The following is a 20,505-nucleotide window of genomic DNA, read 5'->3' on the forward strand; positions in this document are numbered from 1 at the left end:
CCGGATTAGAAAAATTGTTTCCATTGTTAGTGGAGGTAATGCAGTAAATCTTTTCCCCCTCACCGTATACCATTCGTATTATGCCCTTTGTATCAATACCAACATTGGGTTGTTGACCGCGTATTTCTGCAGCTTCAGTTGCAAATGGGATAACCAAAAAGAAAAATAGAATGAATTTTAGCATAGGTGTCTAATTTTTATAAAGATACCTTCTTCTAACAAGATTAAAGCATACCTGAATTGTAAATTTAGTATCAATACTGATAAATACAAAGCCTTTTGTTTGTGTATACTAAAAATCAAGATAAAAATAATCAGACACTTTTCTCATTATTTTTATTTGGACTTAATACAAATAAGTATTAATTTTGCCTCAAACCTAGAGAAAATGAAGAAATATATACTCGTATTCGCATTGTTCTGCACCATTGAATTTGTACATGGGCAGACCTCATCCATCACTGGAATAGTAAAAGACCCCGGCGGCTCTCCCGTTAATTCTGCTACAGTCAAACTGAACACTAGTCAAACGTCCATTACGAACTCCAGGGGCGAGTTTAGGATAAGTGGCCTAAAACCGGGCAATTATAAACTGACCATATCCAGTGTGGGTTTTCAGCCTAAGGAAGAAACGATAATACTTACAGATGGGGAAACAAAGTCTCTTGACCTGGCATTGGCTGTAAGCCGGGAATCATTTCTAAATGAGATCATAATAACCTCGCGGAAAAGGGAACAACTTAAAGAAGATTTTACATCGGCCGTTACTGTAGTGAATACCAAAACTATTCAGGAACTTCAAACTGTAAGCAATAATGCCAGTGATATTCTTGCTGCTGCCGTTCCTGGATTGGGGCTGTCGTCCGGGTCCAGTAGTAACTGGGGGCAAAACTTAAGGGGCAGACAGGTTCTGATCCTGGTTGATGGTGTATCCCAGTCTACCCCTTTGAGAAACGGTTCTGTTGATATGCGAACCATTGACCCCGGTGTTATTGAACGCATCGAAGTAATTAAAGGCGCGAATTCAATCTACGGCAATGGAGCCGCTGGCGGGATCATTAACTATATCACCAATAGCAATAAAAATCTCACTCAAAAAGTTGGATTTAAAACTGAAATTGCCTCCACGGGATCTCTGGTTAATCCTAATGGTACTATTGGAGGGCGCCTGAACCAATCGGTATTTGGTAAAACAGGGCAGTTTGATTACACTGTGAGTGGCAGCTATGAGCAGACCGGGAAAGCCAAAGATTCTGAAGGAGACATTGTAGGTCCAACTTATGGCTTAAGTAATAACAAGATTTATAATGCCTTTACCAAACTGGGCTATCAAATAAACACCAATCAGCGCTTACAATTAAGCTATAATTTTTTTAGCAGCCTGGAAGAAACTAATCTTAAAGAAATTATGGGAAGCCGCAGAGATGGAAGAAAAACGTTGGCAATTGACGGTACAACACCGGGCGATCCGCCGGGTACACGCTGGAACCATAATGCTTTATTAAATTACAGCAATAATAATTTACCCGGCCACACCAGCCTCTCTATAAATAGCTATGTTCAGGATTTCAACACCTTATTTTTTTATAGTACTAATTTCGAAAACGGAGGACAATCAACTATCCAGTCCTCTAAAAAGGGTATCCGGGCAGATTTCAACACTCCACTGGCCTCCAAACATAACCTTGTTGCAGATGTAACTTATGGATTAGATGTGTTAAACGATGTGACTTCTCAGCCCCTTTTGGATGGAAGAACCTGGGTTCCTAAAATGGACATGTTAAGTAAAGCTCCTTTTATGCAATTGCAGGCAACCCTGTTCAACGATTTTGTGATTAACGGGGGTTTACGCTATGAGAGTATGAATATAGGTGTTGAAGACTATTCGACTTTAAAACCTTACAACGCACAGACTAAAACATTTGGAACCAGCGTGAATGTAAAGGGAGGAGAGATTAATTACAATAATCTGGTATTCAACAGCGGATTGAGATATAATAGGTTTGAATTTTTTAAGCCATATTTGAATTTCTCGCAGGGTTTTTCTGTTGCAGATCTCGGGCTTCTACTGAGGGGCGCAAGAGTGAACGATATTGCCAGGATTCAAACTGAACCCGTTATTATCAATAATTATGAAGCCGGCTTTGCAAGCGAATTTAAGGCTTTTCGCTTTGAGGCCTCGGCTTATATAAGCAAATCGGAACTGGGTTCCAGTTTTATAGAACAAAATGGGTTTTACGTCATTACCCGGCAACCGGAGAGGGTCCATGGGTTTGAACTGGCCGCGGATGTAACTGCGACTAAAAACATTACTTTCGGCGCAAGCTACAGCTTTGTTGAGGGCAAACGTGATGGCAATAATAACGATCGGTACACAGATGCACAGGATACCTATCTTGGCGGTGAGCGGATTACCCCACCTAAATACACCACTTATTTAAGGTATTCCCCCGGGTCCCGATGGAACATCCGAACAGATTTCATAGCTTCAGGTGCGCGTGAACGATTTGTACCAAATGCTACCGGAGTTTATAAAACTTACGAAGGCAAAGTTGATGCTTATGAAATTATTAACCTGTCTTCCTCGTACAAGACGACTAAGTCAACTACTCTTAAATTGGGTATTGAGAATCTTTTGAATGCAGACTATTTCCCTGCCCGGTCACTTTGGCCCAGCCTGGACCAGTACTATGTAAAAGGCAGGGGTTTGAGCTTTACTATGGGACTGGCTGCTCAATTTTAAACATATATCAAATCGCGCCCGGAAGGGTGCTATTCCCATGAGCGCTAAAAAGGTTTATCAGATTCATAAATGGAGCGGGCTTTTAGCCGGACTTTTTATCCTGCTGATGGGTGTAACCGGATCAATTCTTGTTTTTCATGAAGAGCTTGAAGCATTAGAGTACCGCAAGGAATGGACGATCCCAAACAACAAGGCTGTACGAATTGATCGGGCGCTAAAAACCGTAATAGCAAAATTCCCCGGCTGGGATATCCGGCTTCAACGCTTTTCATCCCGTCCAACTCATACACTGATTTTCCAGCTACGAAGGCCTGACGCCCGATTAATCATTTTTGTCCATCCCTCACAAGGAAATATCATAAAAGTGATGGATCAGAAAGACGGTAAGGTGTATTGGATCTTAAAATTACATTACTCATTACATTCGGGCATAATTGGCGAATCCCTTATCCTTCTGGTGGGACTAACTTTCATCCTTTCCCTGGTAACCGGGCTTATTGTTTATCGAAAGGCTTTGCTAGATATACTAACTTTCAAAACAAGGTTTCTTAAAAAGAGGAAAAGATCACTTGTATCATCTCTTCACCGATATGTCGGAGTTTGGGCTTTAGTTTTTAATTTATTAATTGTTTTAACCGGAACCGTTATCAGTTTTGAAATTGTAAAGAGCGGAATAAAAAACAAATCTGCAATTACATCCTTGCCAGATACTCCGAAAATAGGCATTTCGGTTGATCAGATTTTAAAAGAGCTGCATATGAAGCAGCCCGATTTCAATCCTTCATATATCAGGTTTCCAACGCTAAAAGGAAATCCAATCATCATTGCCGGGAAAGTAACTGATGAAGCTATCCTATACAGCAAGTTCTACAATACGGTAAGTGTGAGTCCCGTCTCCGGTGAAGTGAGTGCATTGCAGATAACCAAATCATTATCAAGCCTGGTGAGAGGTATTCATTTTGTTGAATATGGAAACCTATGGATAAAGCTCTTCTTCTGCCTGGTGGGGATTTCCGGGCCTGTTCTTTCCATCTCTGGTTTTTTGTTATGGAAATGGAAGAAGAAAGCATAATATGAAGAGCTCCTATCCCCACAGTCCTGAAATTTATGGTGTGACATAATTCCACGATCTGAGATTGTAATTTATTCGCTCCATTTTTTAAACTCCTCAATTTCCATTTTCTGATCAGTTATAATTTTTCTGGCCATTGCAATAAGTACCGGATCTTTTCCAAATTGAACGAATCCTTCCGCCATCATGATGGCACCGCCGTGGTGAGGAATCATCGTCTGCACAAAGTGCTTGTCGGTTGCAGCACTTTGATCCATTTCAGGCATATCCATCATCATCTTGTCCATTCCGGATTTCATCCCGGAACTCATCGACATAGATCCCATGCCCATATCATTACTATCCATGGAAGAATGATCTTTTTCAGTCTTAGAGGCATTATTTTGACATGCTGAAAAGCTAAGTGTGAGTGTAAATACACCAATAATTAACGAATTCGTTTTCATAATTGATAATTAGAATTGATTGAACAATATTAAAGAGGGCTTTGCTCTATATCAAAATTTTATGATTAGAACAGCGTCTTTAGATAGACATATCATAATGGTTTTTGTTCTGATTTTTATCTTTCAGGGCAAGGTCAGACCGATTGGCACTTAAAACCGGGAAATGGCATCAGAAAAGTAATAAATTACCGTCATTTCGACACGCTGGCTATTATTTGAACAGTATTCAAATTTATTTGCGTGGAGAAATCTGTTGTTGATTAAACCCGGAGTTCTAATGGGCAGATTTCTCCTCGCCTGAAATTCCGTGTTCACAAGGCTTTACAGGTGGCTCGTCGAAAAGACGGGAAATATAAATTACCGTCATTTCGACACCCCTAATCGGAGAAGGGTTACAAAAAAATTGAAAATAATTAGTGCATCATATTCATTGCTTTTCTTTTGCCCAATTGATCAAGGGCGGTTCTAAAGCTTTGCGCCAAAGTAGCCGCTTGTCCTGAGCCTAAATAATGCAGGAATATCATTCTTGGATTATCGCCCAGCATATGATTGTGAAGAGCAACAACTTCAATGTTATTCGACCGAAGCGATTTAACTACATCGTTAACTTCATGTTCCTGCATTGCAATATCACCGGCTATATAAGCCTTATCCATAGATCCCGTAAACGATGCCCACGAATTTAAACCAATAGCTGCTGTCATCTCAGCTCCCATAGCAGTTATTGTCAGATCGTCCCGTCCAATTGTATATTTAATTGTAGGGCCATTTACTGCTGCGTCGTATTTTACGATGCCGTTAAGCTGTGCTACGTTGAAAATATCACTACCCATTTTCGCGGGAGGAGGTCCTGCCGGAGGTTGATTTCTTGGTGAGATTTTGGTCTGTGCTATGGCATTTGCATATTTTTTTGCGAGTTCTTCGGGGGAGCCCATTCCGTGCACATGCATATAAAATATTCGAGGTTCCTCGTAAAAGAAATGATTGTGTATCGCACTTACTTCCAAACCATTTGCATGAGCAGCAGATATCAATTGATTCACTTCTTCCTATAGAAGAACACAGTCACTCATTAGAACTGCAGATCTACCATTGAGGGTTCTTTTAATCGAAACCCAACCTCCAAAACCAAATGGAATAGGAACAGCCTCGCCCTTCATGGTAACCTTTAAATCGTTTCTTGGCAAAGGTATGGTGTGAGTTGCTTCCGCCTCTTTATATGTTCCTTTCTTTCCTATCGCAGCTTCAATGGATGTTATTTCTGCTGGTGTCAATTGAGGAGTCTTCTTTGCCTTTTCAAGAAAGGAAGCGTCGGCGGTTTTCAGATCAATAACGCTTGCTCCAGTAAGAAGCGCGCTTGCTTTGAGCCATGTTCTTCTGGATAGTGTTGATATCAGGGCATTTTTCATAAATTGGATTTTAGCAAATAAAGATCGGGATTCCCTTTTTAAAAAGGGAGTCCGATTGTGCACTCTATTTTTGAGTGCTCTCGACTAACGCACTCGTTTGTCCGGGTTTTTCACGGAGATCACAAGGTATACTCGCCTTGTAATCTCAGGGTAACAACGATATCCTTATCACTATTATTCCGGAAAAACCAGCCATGTTTACCTTCATAAGGTGAGAGGAAGGTACCTACCATATTATTAGAGTAAGCGATTGTATAGCTTTCAAAATAAACCGCTTTAGCTTCTTTACCCTGTTTTACCTCTCCATGAAAGTCAAAATAAACCGTCCCCGTGTCAGTGACCCATTCGTACTTCATTGTACCGTATTTCAGCATATTAATTTTGTATTCAATTCCCTTCCCGGCAGGCACGGTCACTTGAACACTGTCATTTCTAAGGGTAAACTGTTGAACCGGAGCTGGGTTGTTGGCCTCTGCAGGTCTTGGCACATCAGGACCAGAGCCTGCTTTTTCTAACTTGATTAAAGGATTGGATTGGACAGTCTGGGTGGATGATCCTGCATCGCCCAAGGCTTCCTCGGCAACATAAAGTCTGCTAAAACCAAACAGCTTACCCGCACCCGTTGGATCCATCCCATATTCTGCGGGCAAAACAGCTGTAATTAATAACGTAATTCCTAAAACTAAAGCGATAATTGTCGATTTAATAATTGCATTTTTTCCTAAAACAGGATGATTCATTTCTGACATGATATCTAATAATTAAGATGTAAAATATCCGGTTAACTGGTAACCCAGTAACAAAAACCCCGCTGCCATCAGCATCGTATTGGTAAGGGTAGAAAACTTCATAAAACTGGAATGTCTGCGCCATACACTAATGATGATCAGCACAAAAGCGAGAGCGATAAACTGGCCTATTTCCACACCAATATTAAAGCCTATTAGATTGGTAAAGAGTCCTTCTTTATCAAATTTGAACTCCTGGAGCTTGCTGGCCAGACCAAAGCCATGAAATAATCCAAAGATCAATACCGCCGCCTTTGTGTTGGGTTGAGTTCCAAAAAACCGTTTAAAACCTCCTAAATTATCAAAGCCCTTATAAACTATTGAAAGAGCAATAATGGCATCAATAAGAAAAGCATTGATAGAAATATCTGCCATGACTCCCAAAAGCAAGGTTAAGCTATGTCCGATTGTGAAAAAGCTGACATACAGCAATACTTCTTTGGGACGATACAGAAAAAAAATAACCCCTACCAGGAACAGCAAATGGTCATAACCTGTTATCATGTGTTTGGCGCCGATATATAGAAATGGACCAAAGGCTACTCCCTCATTGCCAGATAAAAAAGTTTGTGTATCGCCATCGACGCCGTGTGCCGAAACGTTATTACTGATACTATATAAAAGAAGCAATACAGTTATTGATGCTATTTTTTTAAAATTCATAATCTTCCGCTCAACAATCAGCTCCTTCCCCCCTGGTAATTTAAGAAGGGAAGAAGAGATTGAATTTCCTTAATGTGAATGGCCGTGAGCTGCATCTGCGCTATCTTTGGCCGTTTTATCCGAGGCAGCATTTGTACTATCGGCCATAGTGGAAGCAGCGGTATCGGCAGACATTTCCATTTGTTGCATTGCTGTATCTGACGCAGCGTCTGATTTCTTTTCAGTGTTACTTGAACAGGCTGTAAATAAGCCTAAAGCTACTGTTGTAAAAAGGAATAGTTTTTTCATGTGTTTGTTTTTTAAGATTTAATTTAATTGATAATAAAAGTAAATGAGCGATGATGATAATTTAATATTTCCGCAAATAGTTTTTTTTTTAGGAACCGTTGTTCTGGTTAAGATGATCTCATCTAAATCATCCGTTAACGGATACTCCTATCAGATTGCCAATACCAAATGTAATTGCAGCAGCAATCAAACCAAAGAGCACTTGTCTAAATCCCGAGTACCAAACATTTTTCCCTGTAAATAAGGTGATGGCGGCTCCAATTAAAAATAAGCCGATTGCACTCGCTGAAACACTAATTAGTATAGCTTGTATTCCACTGAACAACATAAATGGCAAAACAGGAATAACGGCTCCAATGGAAAATAATATAAAAGAATAAACAGCTGCTTCAAAAGCTGAGCCCTTCAGCTCTTCTGCATTAATCCCTAATTCCTCTTTAATTAATATTTCATGAGCATGATCTTTATCCTTCATAATATCAGCAGCCATTTGACGCGCCTGCTCTTCGGGAATACCTTTTGCAATGTATATTAAAGCTAATTCCTTTAATTCCCCTTCCGGATTAGTTTCCAACTCATCCATCTCTATTTGCATTTGGTTTTCATATAACTCTTTTGAACTGGTTACAGAGATCCATTCCCCCAACGCCATAGATAGCGCTCCTGCTAATAGGCCAGCAAGCCCGGCCAATAAAACTTCTTGTTGTCCGGCAGTTGCTCCCGCTATTCCCATTACCAAACTAAAATTGGAAACTAACCCATCATTTCCTCCCAATACTGCGGCTCTGATCGCATTTCCCCCAACTGAACGGTGTCGGCTTTCAAATCTTGAAAGTTGTGTGCCATTCACTTTTGTCTCCTTCTCAAGGATTGTCCGAAGTATTTTTACGTGATTTGTTTCTGTACCTGTTATTTCTTGTTTGTTCTTGTTTTTTGTGGCAATAATAGCATTTGCTATGCTTTTTTCCGTATCCATTAAAACCCCTAAAACGTAGTCATACCCAAATATTTTGCCAATAGTATTTAACGTTTTTGCTCTCCAGGAAGGTTGCATCAGGTTCTCAAAACTTATATTCTCTTTTTTTGCAAAAGCCTCTGCGTGACTTTTCTCAATGTCGCTCATTTGTCTGAAAACATTTGCAATCGTCGCATCAGGCTCATGCTCAGCAAGTTTTTGATATAGAAACCATGCATCAATTTCTGTCTGTATATTTTTGTTTTTCATGGGTACGATACTTTATATTTCTTGATTATCTGTTTTGATAGTTTATGACACATTATCCCTCTGTTAATAAATTGACCGGGCAGGTATTTGCCCTATGCTGAATTTTAAAACCAAATTTATATAGTTTGAATAGTTGCATATAATTAATAACGAATACTGATGCCTGCACCGGTTCCGTAATCACTATCATGCAAAGTGCTGATTGAGAAAGTACGGGTAACAAAATACCGTAATCCCAGCGTGTATTCTTTGTCAGTGTTCACCCGGCCGTCAAAAAACAAACGGGTAGTAATTGGCATGTCCCTGCGTTGCAATTGTGCCCGCAGGCGGCCCGTTTGATCTACCCGTAATTCTGTTTCAATGAAAAAAGGCAGTAAATACAATAACCCAGCTTCAAACGCCTTCCGGTTATCTTTTGTGTTTTTAATTCCTCCTCCATTCAAACGGTTATCATAGCCTATAAAAGCGGCCAGATAATCTCTTTTATCTAAGAACCGCAACAAGTGGGTTTCTGTTTCGTAATCACCTTTCCAGTTTACCCGGCCATCAAAGCGAAGCTGGTTTTTATTGTTGGAGACAAAGCCTTCGAGCCAGGCGCCATTAGACAGCACATTCAGGTCGGCCCATTTCGAAATAAAATTGTCTTCTTTCTTCAACACTTTGTAACCGGTTTTGGCAAATTCATTTTGCTCTGAACCTTCGTAGCTTACAATGCGGGCCATACCAGTAGCCATGTGGTATAGAATATGGCAATGAAAGAACCAGTCTTGCTCTTCATTAGCTAAAAACTCAATGGTAACCGTTTCCATTGGTTGTATGTCAAAAGTATGTTTGAGTGGCGCATACTCGCCCTGGGCATTTAAGAATCGAAAGAAATGGCCATGAAGGTGCATAGGATGGCGCATCATGGTGTTGTTGAACATCTTAAAACGCACAACCTCACCTTTCTTGATCATTATTTTATCGGCTTTCGAGAGAGGCTTATCGTCAAACGACCAGATATAGCGCAGCATATTACCGGTAAGTGTTAAAGGAACTTCACGCACCGGTAAGTTTTTGTCAAAAGCTGTACGCTCTACAGATCGCAGCATATCGTAGGTAAGCGCGCCTGCGCTTTTCTCGTTTTCCATCTTCATTCCAGGCATGTCCATTCCCGGCATGGATGGGCTTTCCTTTTTAGCGCCCATGTCCATCCCGTTCATTTTTTTGGTGCTGTCCTTCTGCTGCTGCATATCCATTCCTGGCATGGAGCCGTCTTTGCCGGCACTTCCCATGTCCATTTTATTTCTTTCCCGTAGCATGGCAAAATAATTAAGCTTAGGAATGTCAGGTGCATCTATCTTTTTTCCGCTCCCAAAATAAACAGAACTATGTCCGGAAATATCAGCAGAGGTGGCTCTTAGTTCATACGCACCTTCAGCCGGAATAGTGATCAACACATCATAGGTTTCCGCAATCGGAAAATCAATTTTATCTACTTTTACGGGCTCCACATCTTTTCCATCTGCTGCTATAATGGTCATTGGCCCGCCTGCAAACTGCACCCAGAAATAAGTGCCAGCACCCCCATTGATAAGCCTAAGCCTGACGGTTTCCCCAGCCTTAAATTCAGGATACTCAGTTACCTGCCGTCCGTTGGCCAGAAAGGCATTGTAGTACACATCGGAGACATCCATTGGCGGCATCCGGCTCCACTCCTGTTTCGCCTTATCGCCCAAATAGCCTTTTACCAAAGCCTCTCCCCAGCTTTGCACTGATTTCCTTTTGATGCCATACCATTCGTAATTTGCTTTTAATGACCGAACTACGGTCGACATACTCTCATTGGTCCAGTCTGCAAAAAGAATCACTTTTTCCTTTTCAACCCGCTTGTTCTTTGGATAGATCACAATAGGCCCGTAGAGTCCTACCTGCTCCTGAAGCCCCGTATGGGAATGATACCAATAGGTGCCGTTTTGAATCACAGGAAAAGAAAAAGTGTATGTGCTTCCTGCTTCGATCGGAGGTGTGGTAAGATAAGGAACACCATCTGCCACGTTAGGAAGCAGCAAACCATGCCAATGCACGGATGTCTCTACCTGCATGAGATTCTTTACATGAATAACGGCCGTATCTCCTTCTGTAAAATAAAGCGTAGGCGCAGGTATTGTACCATTAATCGATATAGCGGGTTTTAATTTACCTTTTGCAAACGTAACCATCGTGTCAGTAACATTGAGAAAGTATTCAACACGTTTACCTGAACCGGTGTCCGCGGATTTTGACATGTTCATGTTTTGCATGCCACGCTGTTGTGCCTGGCCAAAACCAGGAATTAATGCTATTATAAGAAGAAGTTTTTTCATATTAAGTGCTGTTAAAAGAAGTAATTTTTCATGTTACTGCCTTTATTATTTTAGAACGTTTACTGCTGGTTTAGAAAATTTATATTCTGGGTGTACCTCTAATATAGATCAGGGCCTCCTGAATATTCAATTCCCGGGTGCCGTTTCCGGCTCTTATAAAAAAATGAGTGTTTTGCTGATGCTTTAGGAAGACAGGTGTTTTAATGCTGTTTACTTTAATCCAGCATACATCCTTCTCATTGCTGGCTACAAATGAAACACGTACATTTTTACAGTTCTCAGTTCCCAGATGTAATGAAACGGATTGCATAATATACTGTTCAAACCCATCCCTGCCATACTTCCTCAGGGTTTCATAATCTTTATCAAGTCCTACAATTTTAGCATCATCATCTACACCGATCAATAAATTTCCTTCAGTAGAATTCATAAAAGCTGCTATTGTTTTTAAGCCGGCAAACTCAATTTCTTTACTTGTTTTTTGTAAGCGGTAATCCCACCGAAAAGAAGATTTAAACTCTATGGAATTACATTCACCTTTTAATAAAAGATCCGAAATGGTTGCGTCCGAACTATTTCTGTGGTTATCTGCCCTTAAACGAAATATTAAATAGCCCATCATGCCCCCCATAAAAACAAATAATAGGAGCAAAGCTCCGCTTACAAAGTCAATTGCCTCGCGGTAAAAATTAATGGCAACCTCCTTAAAAGGAAGTTGATGCTTACCAAAATGATATTCAAATAAGATCATTATTAATGGAGCAAACACCAATAGCCCGAAAAGTGCTCCAGAAATAATCCATAACCACTGCTTTTTAACCTTTATCATCGACAAAAAAAATATTCTCTTAAAAACAATATCCCCGTCATTCAAATGCATCTATTATTTATTTCCAAGGGTACAATATTAACTATCGCGGTAAAACAACATTATTGTCCGAACGAATTTCCTTGTGCATAATTTCTCCGCCAAGAAGCCCGGCCCAGGCCATTAACCCTGCAGCAATAAGCGCAAGAATAAATACTATTACCGGCATCACCCGCAAAGTTTTTAAGCGGTTTATAAACAAAGCAGCAAGAGCAGTTACTCCTACAACAATCATAGCCCACTCCGCGATATTGGAGGCCTCTACATGCCGCTCAATAATAGCTTCATCGGCTAGCTTTGCATCCAGTATAAAGCGTTCAGCTCCTTCGCCTGTTTGCGTAGCTACAACAGCAAATACAGCCATTAAGGCAAACAGCCAGTAGGCCGCTTTAATGACGCCTTCGTTTTTTCGCAAAATGCCGTATAACAATATTAGAACAGCTATAAGACTTCCGGTGATCGGCAGGTGATTAACGATCAGGTGCCAGTGTGCAGGGTTGAGATTCATAATTTTTAAATTTAGTTTATATGTGATTTAAAAATAAGTATTATAATGCAAACCACTTATTCATTTTCATCTGAGTCCTTGAGAATTCCCTTTGGTTCTGAAAAACAAAATTCCTATAGTCAACAATGCCATTGTCATAAGCCCTCCTATTAAAAAATTTGAGTTTGGATAATATGTTCCCAGGAATCCGGCAATCGGATAGGCTATCGCCCACCAAAGATGGGAGAAGGCAAAATGGGACCCGTACACTTTCCCTTGTTCCTGTTCTTTAATGTTTTCCCCTATAAGAGTCTCGGAAGGAATCTCGGCAAGACTTTGACCTAAGCCCGCAATGAGCCATAAAAATAACAATGGATAGTAGCTTAAATAATTTGCCCCTGTTATTGCCAACCCTAAAAACAGCGCCCCCGTAATTAAAGAAACATTTCTTGACCTGGACTTATCTATGCTGCCTGATAAAAAAGCAGCTACCGAGGCACCAATCCCAAAAAAAGCCATGACCAGGCCATAATGGCTGTCGGTTAGCTGTAACCCTGTTTTTACATGTGAAACAGTATTTACCAGGATTTGTGCACCGGCAATAGCGGAGATAAATTCTATTGAAAGTGCAAATCGCAATAATTTATTTCCAAATAACAACCTGACACCTTTCAACACATCGTCCCAGGTAGAAAGCTGTTTTCCGGAAGATCTAGGCCCTTGCATAATATTCCCCGGCAAAGTCATTATCAATATTCCCGCTATTACAAAAGAAGCTGCATCAATAAAGAAAATCTGCCTTGCACCAAACCAGATCGCCATGATACCGGCCAGTGCCGGCCCCAAAAAACCTAATAACTGGTATGTTGCTGTAGATAAACCTACAGCCTGACGGTAAATTCCCTTATCAACAATGTGTGGAATGATGGCTTTATAGGTAGGGGTAAAAAATGCGTTAAAAACATTCAGCAGAAAAACCAGAACATAGATGTGCCATTGCTCTGTTATGAATGGGAAACAGGCCACAATAACCATCCTGATAAAATGGGTAATATAGAGGATCTTCTTCCGGTCAATTTTATCTGCTAATACCCCTGCAAAGGGAGAAAACAGGATAAAAGCAGTAACCCTTAACGTGAGAGCTGATGCCAGGATCACTGCTGAGTTCTCTTTCCCAAACTGGTAGGAGATCAGTGCAAGTCCTATCCAGGTAAAGGCATCGCCTAAAAGGCTGATCGTTTGCGCCAGGTAAAGCCTGGCGAAAACTCCGTTCTTTAAAACTTCAAACGGTTCGGTAAGAATTTTTAATTTATTTGCCACCTGCATCTGAAATTTTAAATAATGATTCTATTCTTCCACGTTTTTCATGGCAGACAGCAGTGCATAAGCGCCTTTTGATACTACCTGCGCACTTTTGTCAAATTGCTCGGGCAACACGACTTCGGTATAGCCCCCTTCTTCAATTCCGCGCTTAATCGGGATCATTTTAAAAGCATATCCATTAGCGTTGATTTTTGTTTGAATGAACAAGTAATCATTTCCATCTGCATTTACAATAGCTTCGCTGGGTACAGCCGATACTTCATCATCCGTTACAGAAATTAAGGCTTTGGCATACATTCCCGGAATTAAAACAGGATCGCTTGCATTCTCGATATGACAATGAACAGGTACTGTTCCTTCTTTCCCCGTGGATTTCCCAATTAAAAATACTTTAGCCACCCTATTATAATCAACAGCGTTTGCTAACGCGAAACGAATCGGCTGACCTACCCGTATTTTGTAGGCATCTTTCTCATACACGTTCAGGGCTAAATGAAGATCGCTTTTATTACCCAGTTCAAAAAGTACGTCAGTTGCATTGACATATTTGCCCTTATTAGCGTTACTAACGGTGACATATCCATTAATTGGTGAATAAAGATTGCTGGTTCGGGATATTCTGCCGGCCTGAAGACTGCTTATGCTGATACCTATCAACGACAGCTTCTGCTGCAAACCGCTCATTCTGGCTCTCATTATTTTTAATTCAGAACTAACCTGCTGAAAGGTCTTAGCTGAGTTGACATCTTCTTTCCGCAAGTCTTCCTGACGTTTATATTCCAATTGCAGGAACTCCATTCGGCTCTTACTTTCCAGGTATTCCTGTTGAATATCAATAAAATCGGGGTTCTCTATCACAGCAACGACCTGACCCTTCCGGACGGACTGTCCTGGTAATAACCCAGCGCTTCTGACATACCCTCCCAGGGGAGCGGATACTGATACCATGCTCTCAGGAGGCATATCCAGTTGGCCGCTTGCCTTGATCACATTACTGAGGCTACGCATTTCAACTTTACCTAATTGAATATCGGCTACTTTATATTGATCTTTTGTGAGGCTCACTTCGTCTGCTAGTTTTACGGCAACTTCTGTCTCTGCAGATTTTTCTTCCTTCTTTTGATTACAAGCTATGGCAGTTAAACCGATCATAGCCATGCATATTATTTTATTAAAATGTTTCATCTGTTTATAATTTTGTTTTTAATGGTGATGAAGCTTGCATGAGCTTATATTCATGTCGTTGTGCGAGCGGTAAGCTCATGCAGGTTTCATATTTAAAATTTCCTTTTGATCCGTTTATTTTTTACCGATAATATTTTCTATATCCAATACAGATTGATTGTACAGAAAAAGCTCCTGCATATAATCAGATTTTATCTTAATAGATATTGACATGCTCTGCAGGTACTGTAAATAAGCAATCTCACCCCCTTTAAAAGCCTTGTCCGCATTTTGAATGATGAGTTCAGCCTGGGCTAAAGCACTTTTTTCATAATAATCAAGCGCACTGTTATGCTTATTGTATTGTTGTATTAATTGTTGCAGTTCACCCTGTAAATTGGTTTGCTGGTATTGGAGGTTAGCAGCGGCTCTTTGCTCGCTGATCTTAGAAGCATTGATCTTCGCCTTGTTCCCGCCTGGCAGAATAGGAATTCCAATTCCAATCTGGAAACCCATAAAACGATCTTTTCGGGTAAAATTCTGCGGTATGCCGTTTACGTTTTGTAGTCCCTGAAAAGACTGGTTGAAATATCCTGCAGTGAAATCTGGCAAGCGTTTTGCCTTCTGCAAACTGGTTTCACTGCGACGGACATTGATCTCCTGCTCTAAAAATTTCAAATATGGATTTTGAGCGATCGCAGAACTGTCTTGTGGTATCTCAAGCGGACGTTTAACTAAGCGATCATCAACATTCAACCGTTCTTTGGTATTAAGCAGCGTTTGCAGCCGGTTTTGAGCGATCAGGATATCAGCCTGGTTTTGAATGATAGCATTTTTGAGCTCCATCAGCTGGGTTTCGGAGGTTACCTTTTCCAGCCGGTTACTTTCTCCGGTGCGGTAGCGAAGATCACTGGCTTTAACAAGGTTACTGTATAAGCTATCCTGATACGAAAAAAGCCTTTCTTTTCCTCTAAGATACACCAGTTCATAATAGACTGATTTCACCTGTCTGATCAATTCGTTCTCCGTGATAGCAAAAGATCGTTCGCTGCTTTTAATCCGCTGATCCGCCAGTCTAGACTGACTGCTGTAAACCGTGGGGAACTCTGTTTTTTGTGAGATAAGAAAATGATTGTCCTGATTACTGCTGTTGATCTGGCCCTTCTGGTAGGTGATACTCGTTCTGTCAAGATTGACAGATCCCTTTTTCAGGCTTTTTTGCAAATCAATTTCATATATCGCAGCTCTCAGGCTATTGTTATTTTTTACGGCTTCATCAATTGCCTGATCTAATGTAATCTTTCTTGCCGCTACACTCTGTGCAGAGGAATTTACCGGGAGCAACATCCCCCCGAATAGTAAAATCAAAATAACAGATAAGACATTGAGTCTTGGTTTCACTTCTGCAGATTTCTTTTTACGTTCAAATAAAATATATAAAACAGGCAACACAATTAAGGTTAAAAGGGTTGCGGTGATCAGTCCGCCGATAACTACCGTGGCTAAAGGTCTTTGCACTTCGGCGCCGGATGAATTGGAAATAGCCATAGGCAAAAATCCTAATGAGGCTACTGCCGCGGTCATTAATACAGGGCGCAGCCTGCTTTTTGTTCCGGTCAATACCCGTTCGTTCACGTCGGCTATGCCTTCCTTTTTCAAGCGATTAAATTCCGCTATTAAAACAATCCCGTTTAAAACGGCTACTCCAAACAGTGCGATAAAACCCACGCCTGCAGAAATACTGAATGACATACCCCGGATCATCAAAGCGAAAACACCACCAATAGCAGATAAAGGAATTGCCGTGAAGATGAGCAGGCTCTGAGAGACGGAACGGAATGTAAAGTATAACAATATCAGGATAAGAAATAACGCCACCGGAAGGGCGACCGCAAGCCGCGCATTAGCCGCTTTCAGGTTTTCAAATTGCCCGCCATAGGTTGTATAATAACCCGGGGGCAGCCTCAATTTACTGTCCAGCTTTTTCTGGATCTCTTCGACTATGCTCTCTACGTCACGATTCCGGACGTTAAACCCTACGGTTATCCTCCTTTTGGTATCATCACGCTGGATCTGGTTAGGGCCGTTTACAAAATCAACAGATGCGACTTCTTCCAGTGGTATTTGCTGACCTGTTCGTGTGGTTACATATAAAGCTCGCACGTCCTGCAAGCTCTGCCGATCCTCTTTGTCCAGCCGTACAACGAGGTCAAAACGTTTTTCTCCCTCATACACTACACCGGTCGCCTCCCCGGCGAAGGCTGTTTTAATCGTTCTGTTGATCGCACTAATATTCAGACCATACTGGGCTATCCTGTCTCTGTTATACTTTATCCTGATCTGGGGTAAGCCCGTAACTTCTTCCACATAGACATCATAAACACCCTCTACCGGTTTAATTAGCTTTCCGATTTTGGAAGCTTCACTGGTTAAGACATCCAGATCTTCACCATAAATTTTAATCGACACATCCTGTTTAGCACCTGTAATTAATTCATTAAAACGCATTTGAATGGGCTGTTGAAATCCAAAAGTTACCCCTGGGATAACTGATAAGGCTTTCTGCATCTTTTCAGCAAGCTCTTCCCTGGAGGATGCGCTGGTCCATTCGCTCTTTTCTTTCAGGATAATCATCATATCTCCGGCTTCAATAGGCATGGGATCTGTGGGTATTTCGCCGGATCCGATCTTATTGACCACCTGCTTCACTTCAGGAAACTGTGCCAGAATAATCTTTTGCGCTTTGGTCGAAGCATCAATGATCTGATCAATGGAACTTCCTGTGAGCACCCGTGTTTCAACTGCAAAATCACCCTCGTCGAGCTGAGGAATAAACTCGCCCCCTAAGCGTGTGAAAGCAAACAGGCTGACCAGGAACAATCCCACGGCAATAACCACAACACTAATTTTCTGCCGGATAGCCAGACTGATAACCGGCCGATAAGCCCGTTGGAAGAAATCCATCATGCGGTCTGAAAAATTCCTTTTGTGAGTAGTATTTTTACTTAAACCTAAGGCCGACATCATGGGAACATAGGTTAGCGACAAAATAAATGCACCTATAATAGCGAACATTACTGTTTGAGCCATAGGCCGGAACATTTTGCCCTCAATACCTATCAGGGCTAAAAGAGGCAAATAAACAATTAATATGATGATCTGGCCAAAGGCTGCTGAATTCATCATTTTACTTGAGCTTTCATAAACCTGCGTATCCATCTGATCCTGATCAAGCCTTTTCAAACCCACATGGTGATGCTTGCTCATGCTGATCCGGTGCAGCACACTCTCTACGATAATGACAGCCCCATCTACAATCAAGCCGAAATCAATCGCTCCCAAACTCATCAGGTTCCCTGATACACCAAAAAGGTTCATCATGGAAATGGCAAAAAGCATTGACAGAGGAATAACTGAAGCCACCACCAGGCCTGCCCGGAGGTTCCCCAAAAATAATATCAGGATAAAAATAACAATCAATGCACCTTCTATAAGGTTGGTAGAAACCGTACTGATCGCATTGTCGACTAATTTCTTACGATCCAGGAAAGGTTCAATATCTACTCCTTCTGGCAGGGTTTTCTTAATTTGCTCAATCCTGGCTTTAACATTATTGACCACTTCTGATGAATTAGCTCCCTTTAGCATCATTACAATACCGGTCACGATTTCTCCTTCCCCGTTCCGGGTTGCCGCACCATAGCGTACACTATTTCCAAACTGCACTTTCGCCACATCCCTGATCAGTACAGGTGTTGCATTATCTGTTTCGATAACGATCTTTTCGATATCTTCAATATTTTCAACAAGACCCTCACTCCGGATGAAATAGGCATTTGGAGACTTGTTTATATAAGCTCCGCCTGTATTCTGGTTATTGGTTTCTAAGGCATCAAAAATATTTGAAATGCTTATATTTAAGCTGCGCAGCCGATCCGGATTTACAGCGATCTCATATTGTCTCACATATCCTCCGAACCCGCTTACTTCTGCGACGCCGGGTGTACCTAAAAGCTGTCGCTTAACTATCCAGTCCTGGATAGTACGAAGCTCCATCGGGCCGTATTTCTTTTCATAGCCTTTTTTTGGATGGATCACATATTGGTAAATCTCTCCCAAACCTGTTGTAACAGGAGCCATTTCAGGCTTCCCTACACCGTCAGGTATCTGTTTGGCAGCATCGCCAAGACGTTCATTGATCTGCTGACGAGCCCAGTAGATGTCGACATCTTCGTTAAACACAACAGTTACCAGGGATAAACCAAAGCGCGAAAAAGACCGGATCTGTTTAATTCCGGGTATGCTGGCCATAGTTTGCTCAACCGGGAAGGTGATCAACCGTTCAGCTTCCTGTGCGGCTAGAGCTGGACTGACCGTGATAACCATGACCTGATTATCGGTAATATCAGGTACGGCGTCAATCGGGAGCTTTGTTAGTGAATAGGTGCCCCAACCTATTAAAGCTAGTGTGAATAATCCGATAATTAGTTTATTCTTTATCGAAAAGTGAATGATCTTATTTAACATTCGTATGAATTAATTAAATGGAATTTAATAGTAACAGATGCGCCACAGGGTTTTAAAAGACCTGGTTAGCAAATGCCGGAAGTTTAAGTAGATTACCCTACATGGGTATTAGTAATAACAAAATTTACCGGGGAACAGTTTAATATATAAATCTTCGGAGGTATATATTAATACGATTACAAAGTAAATTTAACAGGACGGGGGTGCCCTGAGGGAAAAGTAGGTTGTTTCAAGACTTGCTAAAATATGAATATCTTCCCTGAAACGTTGTTTTTTAAAATTGGCATACCATGCCGGGCGATATTCAGCCGTGAAAATTATGGGCGCATTGTAATGAATTTTTCTTAGAAGATTACTGGTTTTCTCCAAAGAAACCAAATAAACAAGGTTATGTTCTGCTGTGGGATGCTGGAATTCGGAAAAAGAATTTTGCAGATCTTTTAAACCGTCACCAGTGGATTGTGGTAGGGTAGCGCTTAGCTCCGGCAAGTCATGATCGGAATCGTGAAAATGGGGTATTACATCATGACCCATCATCACAAAAATCGATAGAAAAAATGCAATATGCCTTAAGATCTTCAAATTCTTGAATTATTTCGGGCTAAAATAGCTATTAAAAAATTAATAAACTATAAATAATAAAAGTTAAGCCTGATATTTATATCTCAAAGGGGTCTGCTTATAATTCAAAAGATTGATGCTCATTGAAGTGATAGGCGGACTGGTATTATCTGCCAAAATAATTGACTATTACGAGCAGCACGATATGCCTGCCTGTATCGGGGGACAGTTAACAGAGCCAAAACTGCAGAAGACACAACAATCACCCTTTTTAGGCTTCAAAACTGTATCGCAATTCGAACATTTGTAAAAGTAAGTACTGGCATCCGTACGCATCGTTTCATTCTTTTTGAAAACCACATTCAGGACATCGAATTGTTGTCTCTAAATTTATTGATTCTATCATAGGCTACAGTTCGTTCAACTTAGATTAGCTTATACCTAACCATCTTATTATCTTCCCAAACACAAATCACTTTGCCATTAGCCAAAGTATAAACACGTGGAGAAATGCCATTTCCTACCTCAGTGATCTTGTCTTTTTTGAGATCCATCACCTTAATTTTGTTTTTATCCTGCCATGATACGACGGTATT

16 protein-coding genes and 2 pseudogenes are annotated in these 20,505 nt (G+C 41.0%); 2 read left to right on the forward strand and 16 right to left on the reverse strand.

Annotated features, from left to right (window positions below; all coding sequences use genetic code 11):
- Positions 1 to 184 (reverse strand): hypothetical protein (locus tag Q8M41_RS02330; RefSeq protein ID WP_305363631.1); only part of this gene is annotated, 184 nt, incomplete at its 3' end.
- Positions 185 to 388: 204 nt separating this feature from the next.
- Between Q8M41_RS02330 and Q8M41_RS02335 the strand changes: the two genes are divergently transcribed.
- Positions 389 to 2,743, forward strand: coding sequence for a TonB-dependent receptor (locus Q8M41_RS02335; RefSeq protein ID WP_305363632.1), 2,355 nt, complete (start codon positions 389 to 391; stop codon positions 2,741 to 2,743).
- Between the two features lie 37 nt (positions 2,744 to 2,780).
- Complete coding sequence (locus tag Q8M41_RS02340; RefSeq protein ID WP_305363633.1) at positions 2,781 to 3,815, forward strand: PepSY domain-containing protein; 1,035 nt, start codon at positions 2,781 to 2,783, stop codon at positions 3,813 to 3,815.
- 71 nt (positions 3,816 to 3,886) lie between these two features.
- On the opposite strand, the gene Q8M41_RS02345 is transcribed toward Q8M41_RS02340, so the two are convergent.
- From Q8M41_RS02345 to Q8M41_RS02415, 15 genes and pseudogenes are all read right to left on the reverse strand, one after another.
- Entirely contained in the window at positions 3,887 to 4,261 is a 375-nt protein-coding gene (locus Q8M41_RS02345; protein ID WP_305363634.1) for a DUF305 domain-containing protein, read from the reverse strand.
- Positions 4,262 to 4,674: 413 nt separating this feature from the next.
- On the reverse strand, positions 4,675 to 5,094 hold the full coding sequence (locus tag Q8M41_RS18170; protein ID WP_370870426.1) for a DUF1259 domain-containing protein: 420 nt from the start codon (positions 5,092 to 5,094) through the stop codon (positions 4,675 to 4,677).
- Positions 5,095 to 5,160: 66 nt separating this feature from the next.
- A pseudogene (locus tag Q8M41_RS02355) lies at positions 5,161 to 5,670 on the reverse strand (DUF1259 domain-containing protein); the annotation flags it as partial.
- A gap of 119 nt (positions 5,671 to 5,789) precedes the next feature.
- A complete protein-coding gene (locus Q8M41_RS02360; RefSeq protein WP_305363635.1) occupies positions 5,790 to 6,419 on the reverse strand; it encodes a hypothetical protein in 630 nt (209 codons plus the stop codon).
- Between the two features lie 12 nt (positions 6,420 to 6,431).
- Positions 6,432 to 7,121, reverse strand: a complete 690-nt coding sequence (locus tag Q8M41_RS02365; protein ID WP_305363636.1) for a HupE/UreJ family protein — start codon at positions 7,119 to 7,121, stop codon at positions 6,432 to 6,434.
- Positions 7,122 to 7,190: 69 nt separating this feature from the next.
- Positions 7,191 to 7,409 carry a hypothetical protein gene (locus tag Q8M41_RS02370; protein WP_305363637.1) on the reverse strand — a complete coding sequence of 73 codons (219 nt, stop codon included), beginning with the start codon at positions 7,407 to 7,409 and terminating at the stop codon, positions 7,191 to 7,193.
- 127 nt (positions 7,410 to 7,536) lie between these two features.
- A complete protein-coding gene (locus Q8M41_RS02375; protein ID WP_305363638.1) occupies positions 7,537 to 8,634 on the reverse strand; it encodes a VIT1/CCC1 transporter family protein in 1,098 nt (365 codons plus the stop codon).
- Positions 8,635 to 8,777: 143 nt separating this feature from the next.
- Entirely contained in the window at positions 8,778 to 10,979 is a 2,202-nt protein-coding gene (locus Q8M41_RS02380) for a multicopper oxidase domain-containing protein (RefSeq protein WP_305363639.1), read from the reverse strand.
- 79 nt (positions 10,980 to 11,058) lie between these two features.
- Entirely contained in the window at positions 11,059 to 11,808 is a 750-nt protein-coding gene (locus tag Q8M41_RS02385; protein WP_305363640.1) for a helix-turn-helix domain-containing protein, read from the reverse strand.
- 82 nt (positions 11,809 to 11,890) lie between these two features.
- Positions 11,891 to 12,355: a hypothetical protein gene (locus Q8M41_RS02390; protein ID WP_305363641.1), complete on the reverse strand. Its 465-nt coding sequence runs from the start codon at positions 12,353 to 12,355 to the stop codon at positions 11,891 to 11,893.
- A 66-nt stretch (positions 12,356 to 12,421) separates the two neighbouring features.
- Entirely contained in the window at positions 12,422 to 13,660 is a 1,239-nt protein-coding gene (locus Q8M41_RS02395; protein ID WP_305363642.1) for an MFS transporter, read from the reverse strand.
- 21 nt (positions 13,661 to 13,681) lie between these two features.
- Positions 13,682 to 14,842, reverse strand: a complete 1,161-nt coding sequence (locus tag Q8M41_RS02400) for an efflux RND transporter periplasmic adaptor subunit (RefSeq protein WP_305363643.1) — start codon at positions 14,840 to 14,842, stop codon at positions 13,682 to 13,684.
- A 114-nt stretch (positions 14,843 to 14,956) separates the two neighbouring features.
- Entirely contained in the window at positions 14,957 to 19,348 is a 4,392-nt protein-coding gene (locus tag Q8M41_RS02405; protein ID WP_305363644.1) for a CusA/CzcA family heavy metal efflux RND transporter, read from the reverse strand.
- A gap of 189 nt (positions 19,349 to 19,537) precedes the next feature.
- Positions 19,538 to 19,930 (reverse strand): hypothetical protein, encoded by a 393-nt coding sequence (locus Q8M41_RS02410; RefSeq protein WP_305363645.1) that lies wholly within the window; start codon positions 19,928 to 19,930, stop codon positions 19,538 to 19,540.
- A 168-nt stretch (positions 19,931 to 20,098) separates the two neighbouring features.
- Positions 20,099 to 20,312 (reverse strand): annotated as a pseudogene (locus tag Q8M41_RS02415) (GDCCVxC domain-containing (seleno)protein).
- Positions 20,313 to 20,505 lie beyond the last annotated feature (193 nt).

It is taken from the genome of Daejeonella sp., from assembly GCF_030684675.1.
Taxonomy (GTDB): domain Bacteria; phylum Bacteroidota; class Bacteroidia; order Sphingobacteriales; family Sphingobacteriaceae; genus Daejeonella.